This window comes from Oscillatoria nigro-viridis PCC 7112, from assembly GCF_000317475.1.
GTDB lineage: Bacteria > Cyanobacteriota > Cyanobacteriia > Cyanobacteriales > Microcoleaceae > Microcoleus > Microcoleus nigroviridis.
Map to the genome: position 1 here is coordinate 82,495 of NC_019730.1, position 18,311 is coordinate 100,805.

The following is an 18,311-nucleotide window of genomic DNA, read 5'->3' on the forward strand; positions in this document are numbered from 1 at the left end:
CGATGCACAGTTAATAACTCATGTCAATCTCAAAAGGAAAGCGAGATTTGATTTCGGGCCTGCCACTAAAACAGTTGAAGTAACTGCTCACCGCAACTGCGTTGCAGTATCGCAAATGGAGCCACAAATGGTGATGGAAAAATTTGCGCGTTTTGTAGAAACGGGAAATTTCCCAAGCTCAAAATGCAGGCTGCCACTGAAAATAGCTACCGTCACAAGCCCACAATTAAGTTCAACTGAACTGTAAACCCGGAGGACTACGACCTGCTAAACAAAGTAACTGATAAAGTTGCGCGATCGCTTCATGTCCTTGCAACCGAACTGTTTCGAGAAAGCTGAACATTTGAGCCACCAGTTGAGCGCCCCAATCGCTGCGCGCCCCGCCAGTTACTTTCCGATGTACAACTACTGGACGTAAAGCTCTTTCGGCATCATTGTTATCAGGTTTCACTTGTGGATAATCTAAAAAGGTGAACCACTCTGTCCAATGACGTTGCATTCGGTTGGTTAATCGTTGGGCATCGGCAGGCCATCCCGTAACTGGTGGATTGTGCAAAACTGCTTGCAGTTGAGCTTCAATTACCGAACGATTGCCAGCGAGTTGAAGGCAACTCAATTTCCCAGCATGATAGTCCCTGTGCAAAGTTCTGGCAGTGGTTAAAATCTCACCCACGCCTTGGGCAAACAAACGATTAGCTTCAAATCGACTGAGCTTGAGTGCTTCTAAATCTCGTTCCAGATGTGTTAAACATTTCTGTTTCGCCGCTGCTGATTGTCGGTTGTAAGCACTGAAACAATCGCTGCTGAGAATGCCTTCAAAGTTTTGTCCCAATAACTGCTGAAGTTCGGCACTACTCCGAGTCGGAGCTAATAATAGTACACAAACTCGATCGCTGGTGGCTACCCACAACCAATACTTGATGCCATCAATACAGTAAGTTGTTTCATCTACGCAGCGCACTCCCGGCTGTTGCACGTAGGTGAGCCATTGTTGATAAATTGGCTGCAAACTTTGCTGAAAGTAGCGCTGCATTTTGGCTAAACTTCCTTGAGAGATGGGTACTCCTAAGACGTGTTCCACAAAATATTCTTGTTTTCTCCAGGGTAAGTTACCACCATATCCCAGCCAACCCACCACGCTACATAACCTGCTACCATAGCTAAACCCTTCGATGACGGAGGGTGGTAGTTGAGAGTATCCCGACCAGCCACAATCAACACACTGACATAATGGGCGACGGTATTCTCTGATTTCTACTGGTTGCTCTACCAATTCGGCTACTTGTTGCACTTTGGTTGGTGTTGTTGTGATCGCCTCAACTCCTGCCTGACAAACTGGACATCGCTCGGGTTGTAACTCAATGATGTGGTCGGGTTCGCCAAATCCATTTCGTGTCTTGCCCGGATGGTCGTATTTTGGACCGCGTTTTTTTCCTTTTTTTCGCTTGCTTTTGTCGCTAGGTTTTTTAATTTGGTCGGCTGATGGAGGGATAGAACTGTTTGATGAGGAGCGGTTTTTCAGCTTGGATAATGCTTCTTTTAACTGTTCGATTTCCTGTTGTTGTTCTTCGATAAGCTGCTGTTTTTCTGCCAGTTTTCGCTGTTGCTGTTTGAGTTGCTGTTGTTGCTTGAGCAGCCATTCTCCTAATGACAGCATTGTCTGTGCCATCTGCTCTACTGCGATGGCTATCTCTGGTGGTTCGCTGGTCAGTGCTGGTGTTTTAAGCATGAAAGCTACTATACTCTATTTTCGTCGGCTTTGGCTCAACCCCTTACTACACTTGCAACAGATGCAACAGAGGCCAGCTCGATTGCCATCATTAGCAATACCGCAACGCAGTTGCGGTGAGCAGTTACCAGTTGAATGATATACCACCTTCAACTGAGTTGCCTGCAAATTTTGCCAAAATTCATCCCCCGCGCTTTGAGTGTGGCGAGATGGTGCGCTGGACTGATGTTGGTGAAGAAGGTGACTGGGGAATAGTTATTGGCAAATTTTACAACTACGAACCGCGCCGTTGCTGCTGGATTTGGTGCTACATAATTTGGCTGGCTCCTAATTCCAAGAGTACAGCTTGGTGTCAATTTGATACGGCGTGGGAGGAAGATTTAGAGAGGTATGAGGATGAAAAAGCCGCATACTTTGACAGATAGAGAACGCAATTTGATTGCAGTTTACAGCCAATGCCAATTGGGCATGACGCCGAAACAGTTTTATGTCAAGTGGGGCGTAAGTTACGAGCAAATTGCCTCCATTTGTTCCCGCTCTGATTCGACGGTACAGGGTTGGTTTAAACGCGGAAAAAATCGAAGATTTCCTACTGCTGTTGATTTGCGCCATTTGGCAGTAATGGATTTTCTGCTGGAACACTTTGAGGAGATTCCCGACGTACTGGCGAACTTGCTGTGTCCGCATTCCGAAGATAAGAAGGTGCGTTAGAAGAGAATTTGAGCGGTTTAAAGCACAAACCTAATTAATTGTCAAGGTCAGCGTGACCTGTCTTGAAGAATATTCTCTCAACTAGCGTAATGGCAAGCAAGGAAAAAAGAACGCAACCTGTTACTGTCGCTGGTGAGGTTAAAATGACTTATTTTGAGAGATTGCATCCGTGGTGCATCATTAAGCTGCTTCCTAATTGTCAGCGTATTGTTGTGGCGCGATTTCGCAGGAGGAGGGATGCAGACGATCATTTTCGGGTTTTGCAACGGTTTGTCAAAGAATTCACATTTGTGATTGTTTTTGACATCCCACCAAAGCCTACTTTGCCTAAAGAATAACGACGCAGCTCTATGTGAAATCGAATTAATCGATATAGCTGCGTTAGATTAATATATCCGCTTTCGGGCGAATTACCCCAGCTACAGCTCCTACTGATAGCTGGGGTAATTTTTTATCTACTGGGGGCTGTTAACTGGAGTGATAGATGCTCAAAACCGGGTTTGTTAAACTCTACTAATTAGAGCTTGTTATTAGAGTTTTAATTGACGCAAAGGAGCCATCGCATTTTGTATCGATTTCTCTAATTATATGAGTAATAATCCTAAAGTTGATAGCTGTGCGATTCTAGGGCTGGCTGATACCAGTATAGTTGGCGATTGCAGCAACAGAGTCTCCCCTCTAACAACAGCTAAGTCATTTCCGGCAATGCAATAAGCAAGAACCATTGCTTGAAAAACGCTCTAAGTTAAAAGCTACCCCCTAGCGGGAGAAGTTAAGGGATAACCAACTTTTTACCGTTATGAATACTAACAATTCTAATATTAACCCCCACAAAACCTTTCCTGAATCAGCCAGCCAGCACTCCCCTCAAATCCAAGAAGTGATTGCAGTAATTTTTCCTTTTCTCGCGGAGGCACCTGCTGAAGAACATCCCTTCAAATTAAACGAGATCGTAAAAACAGGCAACCAATACGGTATTGTTACTTCTCTCAACAAAACTGAAAAACCTGTGACAATTACTTGGGACGCAAGTCCCGGCGAAGATTCATTTTCTTGGACTTATAACCTCGACGAAATCCGCGCCCTCACAATCTCCCTCGTTCCTCAGTTTATCCCTAAAAAGACTGCTGGAGAACTTCCAACTTGCACAACCATCGTACTGGCTAATTCCGACCAGGTACAATTCAGCAATGCAACTCCTTTCAAAGTAGAATCCCTGACCGAACACCACATTCTCATCTCGGCTATCGACCAATTGTATCACTTTCCCATCAACTTGTTTCCCGGCTACCCGACAATTTGTACCATAGATATCCCGACACCCCAACAATTAAAAGCCGCCAGCTATTTATCTGTTACCGATATCAGAATCCGAGCTAAAACGCATTTAGCTCTCGAAGTACCCGACAATTTTTTAGAATTCGCTATGCCAATCCACAAACAGCAGTTAAAAGAAAAACTGGCTCGACAATTGAGCGAAGAAATGGGTGGAGTGGAGAGTGGGGAGTGGGAAGCAGGGAAGCTTCCTAATTTTTACTCTCCACCCCTCAATCTTTCTGACTTTGAGATAGCTTGGGAAGAAGCCTGGAAGCACTGCATTGAAAGTTTAGTTAAAAAACAAGGATGGAACGGATTTAGAGAGGAAACTCGCCTTTTACAGCAGCGAGAAGGAACTCAACGAATGGGGACAATTATTAGTTTGAATATTGAGGTAATACGATCCATAAAAATTTATTGGGACAATGGGGATATTCAAAACTACACCTTAACAGAACTCAAATGTTTGGGTGTGACCCGAATTGAACCTATTGTTAAATTATCGCCCAACGTAGCATATCAAATTAGCGAAAACGGGTCTTACTTTAGAGCTTGGATAGGATTCCGCACTAAAGCATTAGCTAAGGCGTGGCTAATACCTGTTAAAAAGCTAGTCGGTCATCTTAGTAACTTAATTGACTGCCAGATTTCCGAACTTCAACATACAGGTGCTAAATACGAGTACGCTGTAGAATGTCCCAGGCATAAAACATTACACAAGCGTTTAGAAGCTCTGGCAAAAGTTGCGGAACTTAATTTAGAAGATACGCCCTAATAAATCTTGTTTATTGTCGTTCGCTGTCCCAACAAAATTAGAGCGATGGCGTCTTACTAAATTTCAAGCGTTTGAGAGCATTTTTCACCAAGCTATACAGGCTGACTCCCCACTCCCCAATTCTCACTCCCCAGTCCCACTCCTCTCAAGCTAACGCTTAATCAGAGGTTGATAAAATTAGTAATGGACGCTAACTAATGATTCAAACCTTACTCGAACAACCCCAGAAACTTACACAATTTCCCTTCACGCTCAAACCGCAACAGCAGCAAGCCATCGACAAATTAAGAAGCTTTCTAACCACTACCGAGTCATTCTTCTTGCTGTGCGGCTACGCAGGAACTGGAAAATCCACAATCGTCTTTCAAATTATCCAAGAACTCTTGAGTCAAAGCAAACGCATTGCCCTCACAGCACCTACTAACAAAGCAGTCGGCATCCTCAGAAAAATGGCAGCGTCTCAAGGCATTTTCGGAGTTGATTTTATGACAATACACCAACTTTTAGGATTAGGCATGGTCAGAAAAGAACAAGAAAAAGCCTTGTCACAGACAAGTTCCAGCAGCCTTCACCTCTACGATATCATCTTCCTCGACGAATGTTCGATGGTTGGAAGCGAATTGTGGAAATGGATAGAACGCAATTTTGAACGCACATTCTTCAATCACCGCAAGCTAATTTTAATGGGCGACCCCGCTCAACTCAATCCTGTAGGAGAAAAAAAGTCGCCTGCTTTTAGCATTACCAATAAAGCTGTACTGACCCAAGTTGTCAGGCAAGCAGGGGAAAGCCCTGTGCTCGATTTTCTAACAGAATGCCGCTCTTTTGTCAATAGTAAAGCCGACATATTTTTGCCATACTCTAAATACAAAAAAGGAGACAAGTCAAACGGTGCATTCAAAGTCAAATCAGAAACGCTGCTGCAATATGCCGTCAAAACGATCGAGCGAGAATTTGGTCAAAATCCCGATTGCTTCCGAATTCTGTGCTGGACTAACAAACGAGTCAACTACTACAATCAGCTTATCAGAAAGCAAGTCTACGGTCAAGCTGCATCCAGATTTGTACCGGGAGAAAGGCTAATTACCAAAAAACCCGTCATGGCACCTGACGGCAAAACCGTAATTTTGCCGACTTCAACGGAATTTACCGTCAAGGAAGTTGAGATTAACCAGCACGGAGGCTATCGAGTTTGGCGGCTATTGATTGTAACTGATGACGGTTTATTTCGGCAAATCTTTGTCCTGCACGAGTCGGAAAATAAGCGCTACCAGGCTGAACTTAAAGAAAAGCTAAAGAGTGCTAAACGCAATGGATTTCTTTGGAGGAAATATTACTGGTTCAAAGATGACTTGTTTGCTGAAATTAACAATTGCTTTGCTCTGACTATTCACAATTCGCAAGGCAGCACTTTTGATGAAGTTGGCATTGACGGAAGCGACCTTTTCAGCAGATTGTTAATCGGTCAAGATTTGAGCAGGCAACAGAAACTTAAAGAGTACCATCGACTTTATTATGTCGGTGCAAGCCGCTGCCGATATCGGATATTATTTGTTGCCCCCAATGACTCGTACTCAAACAATAAAATTCTCAAGTACAATGTAAACTTCTCAACCAAGAGGTAAAGTCTTCAACTATAGCAGAAGGAAGAAGGAAGAAGCAGTAATAGCAATGGTTTCAGCGATTAAGAATGTCCTAACCGTCTTGGCTGTTGCTATAACAGGTAAAGTCCTCAACTAACAGGTAAAGTCCTTTCTAAAAAACAGTCACTAACGCTCAACTTTCAGAAAGCTTCTCCATCGGGACTTACGCTGCATAAGTCAATTTTCATACTATCTGTAGTAGTAACGTGTGCCATCAGCACCCTACAAGTAGAGTCTGTGCGTAAGTCCTATTTATAAAATAAGAAGAAAGGGAAACGGAAAAGCAAGGGGAAGCAGAAAGTAAAAATGGATAAAAAACTTTAGTTGTGGGTTGATAGCAACGCTCAAAAAATCAATAATTGTATCGATACGCACCGAGTTAGATACAATGTCCACCTTTCAATCCTTTGCTTTTAAGCGTGGGTTCCTTCCCCTTCTCCTTCCCCTTCTCCTTTTCCTTCTCTTTCTCCTTCCCCTTCCCCTTCCCACTCCTCTTTCTCAACAACCTGAATAAGTGCTGCTACCGCAGCGGCCAATCGCACCCCTGACACCAGACTAATTATGGCAAAATCTCGACTAACAGGAACACCGCCTAAAGAGGAAAATTTGGAGAGAATAGTTAAGAAAAAACGCTCGACTGCCACAGCACATAATTCTGCCAAAACAGTGAAGAAATCAGTCAAAGCAACAACTGAAACTGACTCGGTTTGCGAACCCTTAACAATCTCTCCACAAAAAGTAGAAACCTCGCAAACTTGCACAAATTTTGCAGCACTTCCAGCCGTCGAAGCTCTTTCTCTAGAAACATTGTCAAATGAGGCGATATTGCCTTCCCCTTCTACTCTCCCATCAGCTATTGAACTTGCCTGCGATTCAAGAGAATTAAACGATTATATACAAGCCCTGAAAGGCATCATTCCCAGCAATAGCAGCCATCCCATTTTGTCCAATATTTTGATTGAAGCTGATGCTGAAACTCAACATTTGCATCTGACTGCTTACAACTTAGAATTTGGAATGCAAGTGAGCTTTGGTGCGAATGTCAATCAATCTGGAAAGCTTACCCTCCCCGCACCCATACTTGCTGACATTTTGGGAAAATTTCCTAACGGCAGCCTCACCTTAAAGAGTTCTTGTGAAATTATTAAAGGAAGCGACGTTCCATCAGTCAGTGCCACTCTGAGTGCGTCAAGAAGCAAGCACGCCATTCGCGGGCTAGCTGCGGACGAATTTCCGGCTATCCCCAGCGTTCAACAGAAACTTGTAACGCTTCCTGCTAGCGTGTTAATTTCTGTCCTCAAAGCTAGCTTATTTGCTGTTAGTTCCGAGGAAAATAAACGCATTTTAACTGGAGGTAATTTTCAACTCAGCCGCGACGCAGACAGAGGACTCGATCAACTGAGAGTTTGGACGACAGACGGGCATCGGGTAGCAATGGTTTTAGGATTGAACGAAAGCAGCAATTCCCACCTTTTGAGCAGTCAAATAGTTAATTTTACTGTCCCTGCTAAGGTACTCCGGTTATTGGAGCGTTCTTTGAATTCCACTGACAAAGTTACGATTTACTATGAAGGTTTGCCAGAGCAACCTAGCAATTTTGTCGCATTCGAGTGGAATAATTGGCGGTTGACCACGAAGTTGCTAGAAGGGCAATATCCAATTTGTGACCAAATTATCGCTCCCTATCGACATCAATTTAGCCATCAAGTGGTGGTTGAGAGGCTGAGCTTTTTAAAAGCCTTAGAGAGGTTAGCTTCTCACAGCGACAAGTCTCACCTAACAGCTATTTTAGAATTCGATTTAGATGCCCAACAAGTGCGAGCATCACTCAACAATACTCTCAGTTCAGGAACGGAGACAGTTGATGCCAAACTATGGGGCTGTGAGTTTCGTCTCAAGTGCGACATCCGCTATTTGATTGATACAGCCAAAGCGATTTCCAGCTCAGATTTGCGGGTGTTAATGGCAACTCCTACCGCTCCCCTACTGATTGCACCGTTTGGAACGCCTGCGTCGGGTACAGAGGCTAAGGAGTGCGAATATATTGTCGCTCCGCAAGAATAGTCATGGAGGGAGTGGGGAGTAGGGAGTGGGGAAGTGGGGAGGAGAGGAAAGAAAAGAGTAAGAAGAGGAGGAGTCGCGAGCGATTTGACTACCAATCATACTAAATTCGGGTTACTCACCGCCTTTTTGAGTTCGATCGCTAATTTCTCCCCTTTCCCCTCTTCAGCAATAAAGGGATTTTAACCCTGATTTGGTATCACCTGTCTTGCCCTACTCCCCACTCCCCATTCCCCACTCCCTTTTTCCTATCCCCTATCGGGGAATAGTTACCAGAAGTATTCTAACGACTCAAAATGTACCAACCACTGCACCTCAAATACCGCCCCAAAAACCTACAAGAATTAGTGGGTCAAGACACCATCAAAACCACCTTGACTAATGCCATCACCTCGGACAAAATTGCTCAAGCTTACCTATTTACTGGCCCCAGAGGAACAGGCAAAACTTCAACCGCTCGCATTCTTGCTAAATCCCTCAATTGTTTGAATAGCAAAAAGCCAACCGCCACTCCTTGCGGAGAATGTTCAAGCTGCAAAACCATTGACTCCTGTTCAAGCTTAGACGTAACTGAAATCGATGCTGCCTCTCACAATGGCGTGGATGATGCCAGAGAATTAATACAACACAGCAACTTTGCGCCAGCGCTGAGCCGTTACCGCATTTGGATTTTAGACGAGTGTCACCAACTCAGTACCAGCGCTCAAAATGCTCTCCTCAAATGCCTTGAAGAACCTCCGGCTCATGTGGTATTTATTCTCTGTACGACTGAAGCACATAAAGTGTTGCCGACAATTATCTCCCGCTGCCAAACTTTTAACTTCCGAGCCTTGTCAGTTGATGCTATTGTCGGCCAATTGCACAAAATTAGCTCCGCTGAATCTATTGAGATCGCAAGTGAGGCCATGCGGGCGATCGCTCGTACCTGCGACGGAGGGTTAAGAGATGCCCTGCAATTACTTTCTCAGCTTTCACTGCTAAACTCAGAGATTACCCTAACTCAAGTTGCCGAAGTATCTGGCAGCATCAGCGAGCAAGACTCGATCGCCCTTCTTAAAGCCATTCATTCTGGCGATACCTTAAGCGTACTGCAATCTTCGAGAACGCTCATTGACAGCGGCAAAACCCCTAAACTTATTCTCAGCAGCTTGCTAGCAGCAATGAGAGATTTGCTCATTGTCAAATCAACGCGCCACTGCCAGAATTTAATTGCAGGGCCAGTAGGCTACTCACAACTGCGCTCGCTCGCTCTTCATCTCGATTTTGAAACAATTGATGCGGCTTGTACACAATTGCAAAAATCAGAATTTCAATTGAGAACTAGCACCAATGCTGCTACTTGGTTAGAAGTCTGTCTGCTGAACTTGATGCTGTCAAGCAAACCCGCTGCCAAGGAAACGCGATTGCCGGCAACTTTCCCATCTAATCAGCCTGACAATTTTGATAAAACCCCTCCAAAAATAGAGGCAGATTCTCCTGACTTTGAGACAACTTGGGCGCAAGTAGTAGCAGCAGCGAAACCAGGCAATCGTAGCCTATTAAACCGCGCTCAAATTGCCGAACTTTCTGCTGATTCATGTGTGTTAGCAGTAGAAAGAAAATACGCGAACAAGTTTCAGAGTCACCTTGAATCCGTGCAGCGGATCGTTACTAAAGCTTTAGGCCGCTCTGTTACTGTTACTGTCAAACAACAGGAAGAGTTAGCAGCATGATTAGCATCCTAATTGGGAATGATACCTACGCAATTGAACGAGAAGTTGAAAATTTTAAGACTCAAACTCATCCTCTCTGGCGAGATTTCAACATCCACCGCAGAAATGCTTCTTCCCTAGATGCAGCCCTCTCTGCTGCTGCTTCAGTTCCTTTCGGCGGAGGAAACAAACTTATTGTCGTTGAAAATTGCGATTTCAAGCAATTTGGAGAAATGGGGCTAGAATTGCTGCAAATTTTGCCCCAATTACCTGTTACAACGCACTTAGTCTTCACTGCTGCTGTTATCGACAAGCGACTCAAGGTAGTCAAGCATTTGTTGCAGTTTGGTAACCTCAAGGAGTTTACTCTCATTCCTCCTTGGCGTACTGATCTGATTGAAAGTGCGATCGCTGCTACTGCTAAACAGATGAATCTCTCAATTGCCAGAGATGCTGTCAGCTATCTAGCAGTAGCGATTGGCAACGATTCTGCTAGAAGAGTTAGTGAACTGGAGAAATTAGCCATTTATGCAGCAGGCGCTCGCATTACGAAAGAATCTGCTAAAATCCTCGTTCCAGCTACCACAGCCAACTGTTTTCAACTTGCCGAAGCTCTTTTAAAATGTCAAGCAGTGGCGGCAATTAAGGTGCTTGATGAATTGCTATCTCGGGCAGAGTTTCCTTTAGCAATTATTGCCACTCTCCAAACTCAGTTTAAAACTTGGCTGTGGGTAAAAGCTACTATCAATTCCGACCAACAACGTTCAGATAGCGAAATTGCTAGTATGTGCGGAATTAGTAACCCCAAACGGCTGTATTTCCTTAAGCAGGAGGTTAAGGAAGTATCTGCGAACTTCTTAAGTCGATCGCTCTCCATTTTGTTTGATTTAGAAATTGCTCTGAAAACAGGAGATAAGCCTGACTCAATGTTGCCTGCTTTGCTCAGAATCACTCAACTCACTCACCTTAAATAACAGGAAAGCGCTGCCGAGTTAATTCGGCAGTCTTTCATTAACTGCCTTGTAAAAAAAGCTGTGATTTCATTACTTATCCAAGTTATTTATTAACATTTTTGGCGTAATATAATGTACAATAAGTCCAGATTTGTTGCCCAATTTTACTGGAACTAAAGTCTAAGATAGTCGCTTGCATCGAGCGGACTAAATAAAGTTTTGCTCGCTTTCCGCTTACCATATTTTTTCTGTAAGGTAATTTCGTCAATGCGAGTTACAACCGACCCAGCAGGTGGAGTTGTATTGTTGGCCCGGATGCTTGGTGCAAGTCGTAGCTGTATGATGTGACGTTGCCAAATACATCTGTCATCGATTTGACCTGTTCCAAGGCATCATAAACTACTGATTGACTGTTACCTTGGGAGGTTCTGATAGCGACGATTAAGTCCTCCGAATCCTCGTCGTATTCCATCGTTTAGGTGTGAGTTTGACCGTTGAGTCTAAATGTAGTTGTGGCGACTTCTATTTGACCGTATTGAGTCGGAATATTCGGAACATTCGGTGTCGAATTAGACCTGAAAGTTAACTCAAAACCCTGCATCGCACCAGTCGCTTCTGTTACAACTTATTAATTATCACTCAGAGCGATGGCTTTTTGCCTGCATATTCAGGTATGCTGAGGAAATCAATAGCTATAAAAACCGACAATAAAATTGTGTTAAAATGTAAAGGTGTGAGGGCATGATTCCCGAATTTGATGAGAACGGCAACTTGCCACCAGGAGTGTATTCGGCCGAATGGGAATAATTCAAAGATCGCTTTGGAATAACACCACTTCGTACTCGCATGATAGATGGTTTGCAAATGGCATTCTTAGCAGCTAAAAGCAGCAGGATGCAGAACAATTTACATCACTGGTAGTTTTATTACTAGCAAACTAGCTCCTCAAGATTTTGATGCTTGTTGGGATAGAGAAGAGGTTGATATGAATTATCTGAAAACTCATGCTCCTCGACTGAGAAATTATGCAGATAGAGCCGCACAGAAAGCTCTTTATCGCGGTGAAATCTTTCCGTCCGACCAGCCAGTCGGTAGTTACGATCTAACTTCCTATGAATTATTTCAACGGGACAGAGAGCTGCATCCTAAAGGAATTATTGCTATAGATTTAGTAAGGTGGTCGCCATGATTAGAAATAAAAAGCAATATGAGTATACCCAAGAGTTAGCGAAAAGATGTGAATCTACGCTAGCCCAGTATGACGCCCAAGATGAAGAGGTGAAAAAGAACGATCCTTGGTGGTTAGTGATGCGTGAATCTATCCAAAGTCATCTGGATACTTTTAGGGCAGAAATAGCTGAGTATGAAAGATTGGTGGAGTGCGATCGCACTCTTGACCTCAAAATTGAAGTAGATTCGATTTTAGAGCTGCCAAGAGTCTTAATTAAAGCTCGAATTGCTGCGAAAATGACTCAAAAAGAACTTGCGGATAGACTGGGGCTGGAAGAAAATCGAATTAAGCAATACGAAGACTCAGATTATCAATGTGCGAGTTGGGTGGAAATTATCGATATTACTGAAGCTTTAGCGGTTGAGCTGAAAACAGCTAGTTTTGTGGTGGATTTTCAGGAGATGGAAGGGAGGAAAAGTTCTCTGGCTGAGTTTGTAGAACGACAGCGAAAGCAGTTAGAATTTAAAGCTCAGAGAGCCGAAAAATAGTCATTATTTATTGTCCAATACGGTTCATTTAAGACAGTCCGTTCAGTAAAACAATGTGAAAAACAGACGGGATTGCTTTCCTACCCTTCACCGAACGCCTTCGGCGAACGGATCGCGAAAGCTAACGCGAAGACGCTCGCAATGACAAAAATAGTTAACCCAAGCGTATTGAGTTATTGTCTAGATATCGCAGCAGTTTTTGAGGGTACAATCGCACTCTCATCTCTATTTGTATAAACTTCCGAGCCACAATAAACTTACCCACTCTCATCATTCTTACACTTTCCAGTGAAAATCCATTAGTGACAAGTTAAGGTGATGGGTAAATTGTCAAGGGGGTATTTACATTGGTTAAAAAATAGATGAAACTCAGAATAGGCAAGTAGTTGAGCAATTATGACCAGCCATGACCAAGACCAGAACTACCAATCGGGACCACGCGAAAAAGAAACAACGACCACTGATAGAGGATGAAGTAATTGCCCAGCAACTAGAAGCATTACTGACACCAGCCATGCTCAATCAGGAAAATTCCTACCGTCAGCTAAAACTTCGAGACCGAATTCTCAACTTGCCATTGATGATGGCTGCGGTCTTAACCTTACTATGGCGAGATGTGGCAGGGGTAAGAGAGCTGACCCGAATGTTAACGAGAGACGGCTTTCTGTGGTGTAATCCCACTAAAGTCAGCCAACAAGCACTCTCACAAAGATTTTTGACCTTTCCTGCTGAGCTGTTTGAACAAGTATTTAAGGATTTATTACCGCGTTTAAGAACAAATTGGCAGAGGAGAAATCAACGAACCTTACCAGAAAGTATTCAGTTTACCTTAACAAGATTTGAGCAGATTTGGATTATAGATAGTTCAATATTAGAGGCATTATTTCGGAAATTATCAAACTTAGAGTCAGCTAAAATAGGACAATTGGCGGGGAAAATAAGTACAGTAATTGATCTAGTAACTAGATTGCCAGTCGAAATTAGGTTTACCGAAAATGCGAAAGAATCTGATGTAAAACTTGAAGAGAATATCCTTAATTTAGTCAGCGAAAATACGTTATTACTATTAGATAGAGGCTTCGATCGCTTTATTTTTTGGTTAAACTTAATTGAGCAAAAGGTTAACTTTATTACCCGAATAAAGAAAGGAGCCGCCATCAAAGTAGAGGAAGTATTTACCGATAGTTATGGACTGCGAGACCGTAAGATACGTTTGGGGTCTGGAACAAAGAAAACTCCGTTTATTACCTTACGTTTGATTGAAGTTCGTTCATAAAAAACCTGGCATTCTTATTTAACAAGTGTGCTAGAGCCAGAAAAATTACCCCCTTATGTAGTAGCAGATTTGTATCGAAGACGTTGGCGGATTGAAGAAGCTTTTAATATTGTAAAAAGGCTGTTAGATTTAAGCTATTTATGGACGGGTTCAATCAATGGGATTAAATTACAGATTTGGGCAACTTGGTTATTTTATGCAGTTTTAGTAGATTTAGGTGATGCGGTAGCTGATGAACTAGCTCTACCTTTTGAGCAGATTTCTTTAGAAATGATTTATCGCGGTCTTTATCATTTTACTATGGCTCATCATCAAGGTAAAGCAACAGAGCCAATCAAGTATTTTGCTGACCCCCAAAATCGAGATTTAGGCATTATTAAACAGCAGCGAAAACCGAATGTTAAGTTAATTATTGCCCCTTTTCCTGAAAAGCAACGAGGGTCTGACCAATTCTTTTTTAAGAACTCTCCGAAAGCCTCTTGACAAAAGACTTACAGCCTTAACTTGTCACCAATGGTGAAAATCAGTTAACCGATCTACTCAAAAAACGTTTAATAGCAGCTCATCTTTCCTGCATCATCCAAACCAGAAACCCCAAGATTTGCTCAACCGGAGGAAGCGGATAATCTGTAAGATCAATGGACGCGCATTGCTCTTCCAGTTTAAGAAACCGCCAAACTGTACCGCTAGTAACCGTTCCATAAATCGTCGATATCGGCTGTTGCTTTTGTTGGTTAAAGCGTTGAGCTGCAACCATTTCTGCAAGGCATTGCCCAAGAGCCGGTTTAAGGTCTTCTTTCTTGGCTTCCACCAATATAACCGCAGGGGCTTTGATAAATAGTTGCTCCGGGGAACGACTCAGGAGAAAGTCAACATAGCCTGTAAGTTCAGCCTCCGGTTCTACATTGAATTCTTCGCCTGAAAAAACGCTAATTTGTCCTTGAAGCTGGCGTTTTACTTCCAGTAAGACAGGATTGATGATACCCTCAGAACGAGCTTTTTCGCTACTCACCGCGATCGCCCAAGGAATTGTTTCTTTGAGAGTATCCTGTAGTAAAAGACTAGGAGTCACTGGGAGTATTTCTGGTAAAAAACGCGCTCCTTCAACGATTGTGAGATGAAAATCTTCTACAGCTTTGCTGAGAGTGAATTTACTGTAAGGCATAAGTTTATTATTCTTAATTGGGTACTATAACATTTCTGGGTTAAATGAGGTACATCTAGTAATTGGTAAGCTGTCGCGTCTTTAAATTATATACTTCAATCCTTGTAGAAAAAGCGTAAAAATTTCTCCCTCTCTCCCCTTCTCCCTTTCTCCCCCTCTCCCTCTCTTCTTTGCTACATTCCAACCTTCAACTCCGAACTGCACTCTCTTCCCCTCTCCCTCTCTTCCCCTCATTCCCAACAGACACTTTAAATGCGTAGCAGCTTAATGGGCAGTTGACGCCTCACTTGCTTGAGAACCGCTATATACATAGCAAGTGTACTGTGTTAATGCTAGCGTCTCACGGGGCAGGGTAATCGCGCAGTGAGGTGGAAGTCTACCGCTTTGTTGGTTCCTGAACCAAAACCCATAATTGCCACCAAATTCAGTCCGACTCCCAGTTGGTTTTTTTGGAATTTCTTCTCTCGTTCTTTTTCCTACCTATCGGTAGTAAAAGAGAAAAGATTCATTCTTAGAGTGACCGATGCCTCCCAATTATATCAACCTTCTTTCCCAACTAATAGCCAGACATGATTTTCACCAAAATAACTTTCCAGAAGCCAGCCACTTGCAGCCAACTGCAACAGCCGATTTGTGTGAGTTTTTAGGCGAAGAGGTTATTTATCAGACAATCGCGCCTGCTACAACTCCTAAGCTCTACAAAATTCCTCAAGACTTGCCGCCTTCAATAATTTCTGCTTTGCACCGCCAAGGCATTCAACAGCTTTATTCGCACCAAATTAAAACACTCAAAGCCGTGCGCCAGGGCAAAGATGTCATCCTCAGCACAGCAACAGCTTCTGGCAAATCTTTAAGTGCGTACTTGCCTATTTTAGAGGGCATTCTCCAACATCAATTTACGGCACTCTCTATTTATGGCTTGAAAGCTTTAACAGCCGACCAAAGTCAAAAACTTGCCGATTTGCTCCAACTGATTCCTGAGCCTGCCCGCCCGCGCCTTGCCCTTCTAACTGGGGATACTCCTCCCAAAACCCGAGAACAATTATTGGCTACCAATCCTAGCATAATCAGCGCCACACCAGAATTAATTCACTATGCGCTGAAAGGCGTTCACTGGAGTCAGCCTTGGCAGCATTTTTTAAGTCGCCTCCGCTATATTGTCCTAGATGAAGCTCACACTTTTAACGGAGTTTACGGAGCTAACATGGCTAGCTTAATTCGCCGCTTAAAATTGGCAGTAGACGAGCGCGGAGGTTCTTCTCAAAAACTGCAATTCCTGATGTTGAGTGCTACCGTTGGCAATCCCGTTAAATTAGCGAAGTTACTATCTGGTAGAAGTCGAAAGCGAAATATCAATAAACCCGAGCGGTTAGTTTGGATTAACTCTAGCGGAGCTGCTGTCCCAGAACGGCAATTAATTGTTACTAAACCGACTCATGATGCTAATTCCGATGTGGCTCGCATTATTATGTTTTTGTTGCAGCAAGGGCAAAGCGGAATTTGCTTCGGTAACGGCAGACAAGCAATTAAGAACTTGTGGGCAACTTTTAAGCAAGAAGCTGTAACTCAAACTAACTCGGGAATTGAGTCGCAAGTAGCAATTTTCTACGGCAGTTTAACAAGCGAGCGCCGCACCGAAATTATTAACTCTTTGCAGTCAGGAAAAGTTAAGTGCATCCTCAGCACTAGCGCTCTCGAAGCAGGAATTGATTTGCCTCAACTTGACTTTGCTATTATTAGGGGATGGCCGGGAAGTTTGCAAGCTTTCAAGCAAAGGGCTGGCCGGGCCGGTCGCACAAACTCCGGTTTAATTATCTTCATTCCCATTGCACAATCACCTTTGGATAACTATTTTGCCGCTCGCCCTGAATTGTTGCTGTCGGCAGAATCTGAATTAGTGAGCTTTAATGCCAATTATCCCATAGATATTGCCAAACATTTGATGTGCGCGGCTGTTGAAACTGGCATTCCTGCCAATAAGCTCAAGCACTACTTTGGCAAGAGCGCTCCTCAAATTGCAACGGCTTTAATTGAGCAAGGTGTTCTTCACAAAAGCCGGGATAAATTATGGGCTAAGGGGTTTCCGCATAAAGATGTAAACTTTCGAGGGGGAACGGGTGCTAGCACGATACAACTGGTGGATGCGGATACTCAAGAAGAGATTGAACTCCTCAGTGCGGAGATTGCTTATCGAGAGGTATTTCCTGGTGCTATTTACCGCACGCAAAACTCAGACGGCTGTTTGGTGACTTATACTTCGCGCTCACTCTTGAATGGCAAAGCTATTTTACAAAACATCCCTGAAACTCGACTGTTTACTCTAGCGATTAGCCACACTGATACCAGCCTCAAACAGAATTTGAGTTTGCCTCAACAAATCCCGTTGGTTATTCCAGAAGTTGAAGGAAATGTTCAAACCAATTCAACGGATAGTAATGCAATTCCAGCTCAAGCTATTCTGGAACTGGCTTGGGGAGAAATTAGCCAACTTGTCACGGGTTATCAATTATTGACTCGCAATTACCAGTTAACTTGTCTCAATAGAAAATGCGTCAATTACCGAGAGCCTTTATCAAAATGTACTGCCTGTCCTGTTTGTGGTAAAAGAACTCGCTCGGCTGAGCTAACCTCGGTTCTTAATGAGGTAAACTTTGAGCAACCTTACGAAATCAAATTTGCGACTCCTGTACTGCAAATTAGTTTGAATTCCCCGGTTGAATGTTACCTGCAACACGTAGTAACAGCTACTCGCCAGGAATTGCTTCAGTCTCAACAGCCGATTCCTCCCGGATATCAGCAGTTGTGGGAGTACCCCGCGAATTTGTTGGCTATTCACAGTTTCGGTCATCAAATTTTAGCAGCTTTACCTCTGACTATTTTGGCTTCAGCTAATGATGTAAATTTTCTGGTAGAGAAGAGAGGTGCAAATGACTATGCAGGACTCTTTTACGATTTAGCAGAAGGGGGTTCGGGAACCTCCGAAGCTATTTTTCGTTCTCTCCCTCAATTAGCTCATGCGGCTGCTGAGTTAGCCCGCAGTTGTTCTTGCAGTTCTGGCTGTCCTAAATGTTTGATTCAGTCGGGATGCCCTGATGGCAATAAAGCTTTACTCAAGCAGGTGGGGCTGCTGCTGTGCGAAGCATTTTAAGAATGGGGGAATGGGAGTGGGGGGGAATGTGGAATTATTGACCTCCACTCCCATTCCAATGCAACCGGAAACGAACTCACTTCATAAAAGTTATCAAACAAATAGGCAATTGTTCAACATTGC

The 18,311-nt window shown here is 43.5% G+C and carries 15 protein-coding genes and 1 pseudogene; 11 read left to right on the forward strand and 5 right to left on the reverse strand.

Annotated features, from left to right (window positions below; translation table 11 throughout):
* Positions 1-232 precede the first annotated feature (232 nt).
* A complete protein-coding gene (tnpC, locus tag OSC7112_RS32435) occupies positions 233-1,729 on the reverse strand; it encodes an IS66 family transposase (RefSeq protein ID WP_015176254.1) in 1,497 nt (498 codons plus the stop codon).
* 116 nt (positions 1,730-1,845) lie between these two features.
* Between tnpC and OSC7112_RS32440 the strand changes: the two genes are divergently transcribed.
* The 4 genes from OSC7112_RS32440 (at position 1,846) to OSC7112_RS32460 (ending at position 6,157) form a co-directional block, all read left to right on the forward strand.
* A complete protein-coding gene (locus tag OSC7112_RS32440; protein ID WP_051041636.1) occupies positions 1,846-2,154 on the forward strand; it encodes a hypothetical protein in 309 nt (102 codons plus the stop codon).
* The gene (locus tag OSC7112_RS32445; protein ID WP_015179664.1) at positions 2,126-2,440 is read left to right on the forward strand and encodes a hypothetical protein; all 315 of its coding nucleotides are present in this window, start codon (positions 2,126-2,128) and stop codon (positions 2,438-2,440) included. Before OSC7112_RS32440 ends, OSC7112_RS32445 begins: the two co-directional genes overlap by 29 nt.
* 799 nt (positions 2,441-3,239) lie before the next feature.
* Positions 3,240-4,532 carry a hypothetical protein gene (locus OSC7112_RS34960; protein ID WP_015179666.1) on the forward strand — a complete coding sequence of 431 codons (1,293 nt, stop codon included), beginning with the start codon at positions 3,240-3,242 and terminating at the stop codon, positions 4,530-4,532.
* Between the two features lie 197 nt (positions 4,533-4,729).
* Positions 4,730-6,157, forward strand: a complete 1,428-nt coding sequence (locus OSC7112_RS32460) for an ATP-dependent DNA helicase (protein ID WP_015179667.1) — start codon at positions 4,730-4,732, stop codon at positions 6,155-6,157.
* Positions 6,158-6,588: 431 nt separating this feature from the next.
* Here the strand turns inward: OSC7112_RS32460 and OSC7112_RS41440 are convergent, their stop codons facing one another.
* On the reverse strand, positions 6,589-6,858 hold the full coding sequence (locus OSC7112_RS41440; RefSeq protein ID WP_223300943.1) for a hypothetical protein: 270 nt from the start codon (positions 6,856-6,858) through the stop codon (positions 6,589-6,591).
* Between OSC7112_RS41440 and dnaN the strand changes: the two genes are divergently transcribed.
* From dnaN to holA, 3 genes are all read left to right on the forward strand, one after another.
* On the forward strand, positions 6,842-8,239 hold the full coding sequence (gene dnaN, locus OSC7112_RS32465; protein ID WP_223300944.1) for a DNA polymerase III subunit beta: 1,398 nt from the start codon (positions 6,842-6,844) through the stop codon (positions 8,237-8,239). The genes OSC7112_RS41440 and dnaN overlap by 17 nt on opposite strands.
* 293 nt (positions 8,240-8,532) lie before the next feature.
* Positions 8,533-9,948, forward strand: coding sequence for a DNA polymerase III subunit gamma/tau (dnaX, locus tag OSC7112_RS32470; protein WP_015179669.1), 1,416 nt, complete (start codon positions 8,533-8,535; stop codon positions 9,946-9,948).
* On the forward strand, positions 9,945-10,901 hold the full coding sequence (gene holA, locus OSC7112_RS32475; protein WP_015179670.1) for a DNA polymerase III subunit delta: 957 nt from the start codon (positions 9,945-9,947) through the stop codon (positions 10,899-10,901). The genes dnaX and holA overlap by 4 nt, the downstream gene beginning before the upstream one ends.
* Before the next feature lie 253 nt (positions 10,902-11,154).
* Here holA and OSC7112_RS32480 read toward each other — a convergent pair whose 3' ends face one another.
* Together OSC7112_RS32480 and OSC7112_RS42055 are read right to left on the reverse strand one after the other, a co-directional pair.
* Complete coding sequence (locus OSC7112_RS32480) at positions 11,155-11,352, reverse strand: RHS repeat protein (RefSeq protein ID WP_041623871.1); 198 nt, start codon at positions 11,350-11,352, stop codon at positions 11,155-11,157.
* 3 nt (positions 11,353-11,355) lie between these two features.
* Positions 11,356-11,481: a hypothetical protein gene (locus OSC7112_RS42055; protein WP_015179671.1), complete on the reverse strand. Its 126-nt coding sequence runs from the start codon at positions 11,479-11,481 to the stop codon at positions 11,356-11,358.
* A gap of 324 nt (positions 11,482-11,805) precedes the next feature.
* On the opposite strand from OSC7112_RS42055, the gene OSC7112_RS42275 reads away from it, so the two are divergent.
* From OSC7112_RS42275 to OSC7112_RS32495, 3 genes and pseudogenes are all read left to right on the forward strand, one after another.
* Positions 11,806-12,069: a DUF6932 family protein gene (locus OSC7112_RS42275; RefSeq protein ID WP_397319802.1), complete on the forward strand. Its 264-nt coding sequence runs from the start codon at positions 11,806-11,808 to the stop codon at positions 12,067-12,069.
* A complete protein-coding gene (locus tag OSC7112_RS32490; RefSeq protein ID WP_015179673.1) occupies positions 12,066-12,599 on the forward strand; it encodes a helix-turn-helix domain-containing protein in 534 nt (177 codons plus the stop codon). The genes OSC7112_RS42275 and OSC7112_RS32490 overlap by 4 nt, the downstream gene beginning before the upstream one ends.
* Before the next feature lie 460 nt (positions 12,600-13,059).
* Positions 13,060-14,358: pseudogene (locus OSC7112_RS32495) on the forward strand (IS4 family transposase).
* A gap of 79 nt (positions 14,359-14,437) precedes the next feature.
* Here OSC7112_RS32495 and OSC7112_RS32500 read toward each other — a convergent pair.
* On the reverse strand, positions 14,438-15,040 hold the full coding sequence (locus OSC7112_RS32500; protein ID WP_015179676.1) for a hypothetical protein: 603 nt from the start codon (positions 15,038-15,040) through the stop codon (positions 14,438-14,440).
* A 523-nt stretch (positions 15,041-15,563) separates the two neighbouring features.
* On the opposite strand from OSC7112_RS32500, the gene OSC7112_RS32505 reads away from it, so the two are divergent.
* Positions 15,564-18,188, forward strand: coding sequence for a DEAD/DEAH box helicase (locus OSC7112_RS32505; protein WP_015179677.1), 2,625 nt, complete (start codon positions 15,564-15,566; stop codon positions 18,186-18,188).
* The last annotated feature ends 123 nt before the right edge of the window (positions 18,189-18,311 follow it).

Excerpts from the sequence above, each read along its gene's own strand:
- tnpC (WP_015176254.1), bottom strand. The coding sequence starts at position 1,729 with ATGCTTAAAACACCAGCACTGACCAGCGAACCACCAGAGATAGCCATC.
- OSC7112_RS32445 (WP_015179664.1), top strand. The coding sequence starts at position 2,126 with ATGAAAAAGCCGCATACTTTGACAGATAGAGAACGCAATTTGATTGCA.
- OSC7112_RS34960 (WP_015179666.1), top strand. The coding sequence starts at position 3,240 with ATGAATACTAACAATTCTAATATTAACCCCCACAAAACCTTTCCTGAA.
- OSC7112_RS32460 (WP_015179667.1), top strand. The coding sequence starts at position 4,730 with ATGATTCAAACCTTACTCGAACAACCCCAGAAACTTACACAATTTCCC.
- dnaX (WP_015179669.1), top strand. The coding sequence starts at position 8,533 with ATGTACCAACCACTGCACCTCAAATACCGCCCCAAAAACCTACAAGAA.
- holA (WP_015179670.1), top strand. The coding sequence starts at position 9,945 with ATGATTAGCATCCTAATTGGGAATGATACCTACGCAATTGAACGAGAA.
- OSC7112_RS32480 (WP_041623871.1), bottom strand. The coding sequence starts at position 11,352 with ATGGAATACGACGAGGATTCGGAGGACTTAATCGTCGCTATCAGAACC.
- OSC7112_RS42055 (WP_015179671.1), bottom strand. The coding sequence starts at position 11,481 with ATGCAGGGTTTTGAGTTAACTTTCAGGTCTAATTCGACACCGAATGTT.
- OSC7112_RS32490 (WP_015179673.1), top strand. The coding sequence starts at position 12,066 with ATGATTAGAAATAAAAAGCAATATGAGTATACCCAAGAGTTAGCGAAA.
- OSC7112_RS32500 (WP_015179676.1), bottom strand. The coding sequence starts at position 15,040 with ATGCCTTACAGTAAATTCACTCTCAGCAAAGCTGTAGAAGATTTTCAT.
- OSC7112_RS32505 (WP_015179677.1), top strand. The coding sequence starts at position 15,564 with ATGCCTCCCAATTATATCAACCTTCTTTCCCAACTAATAGCCAGACAT.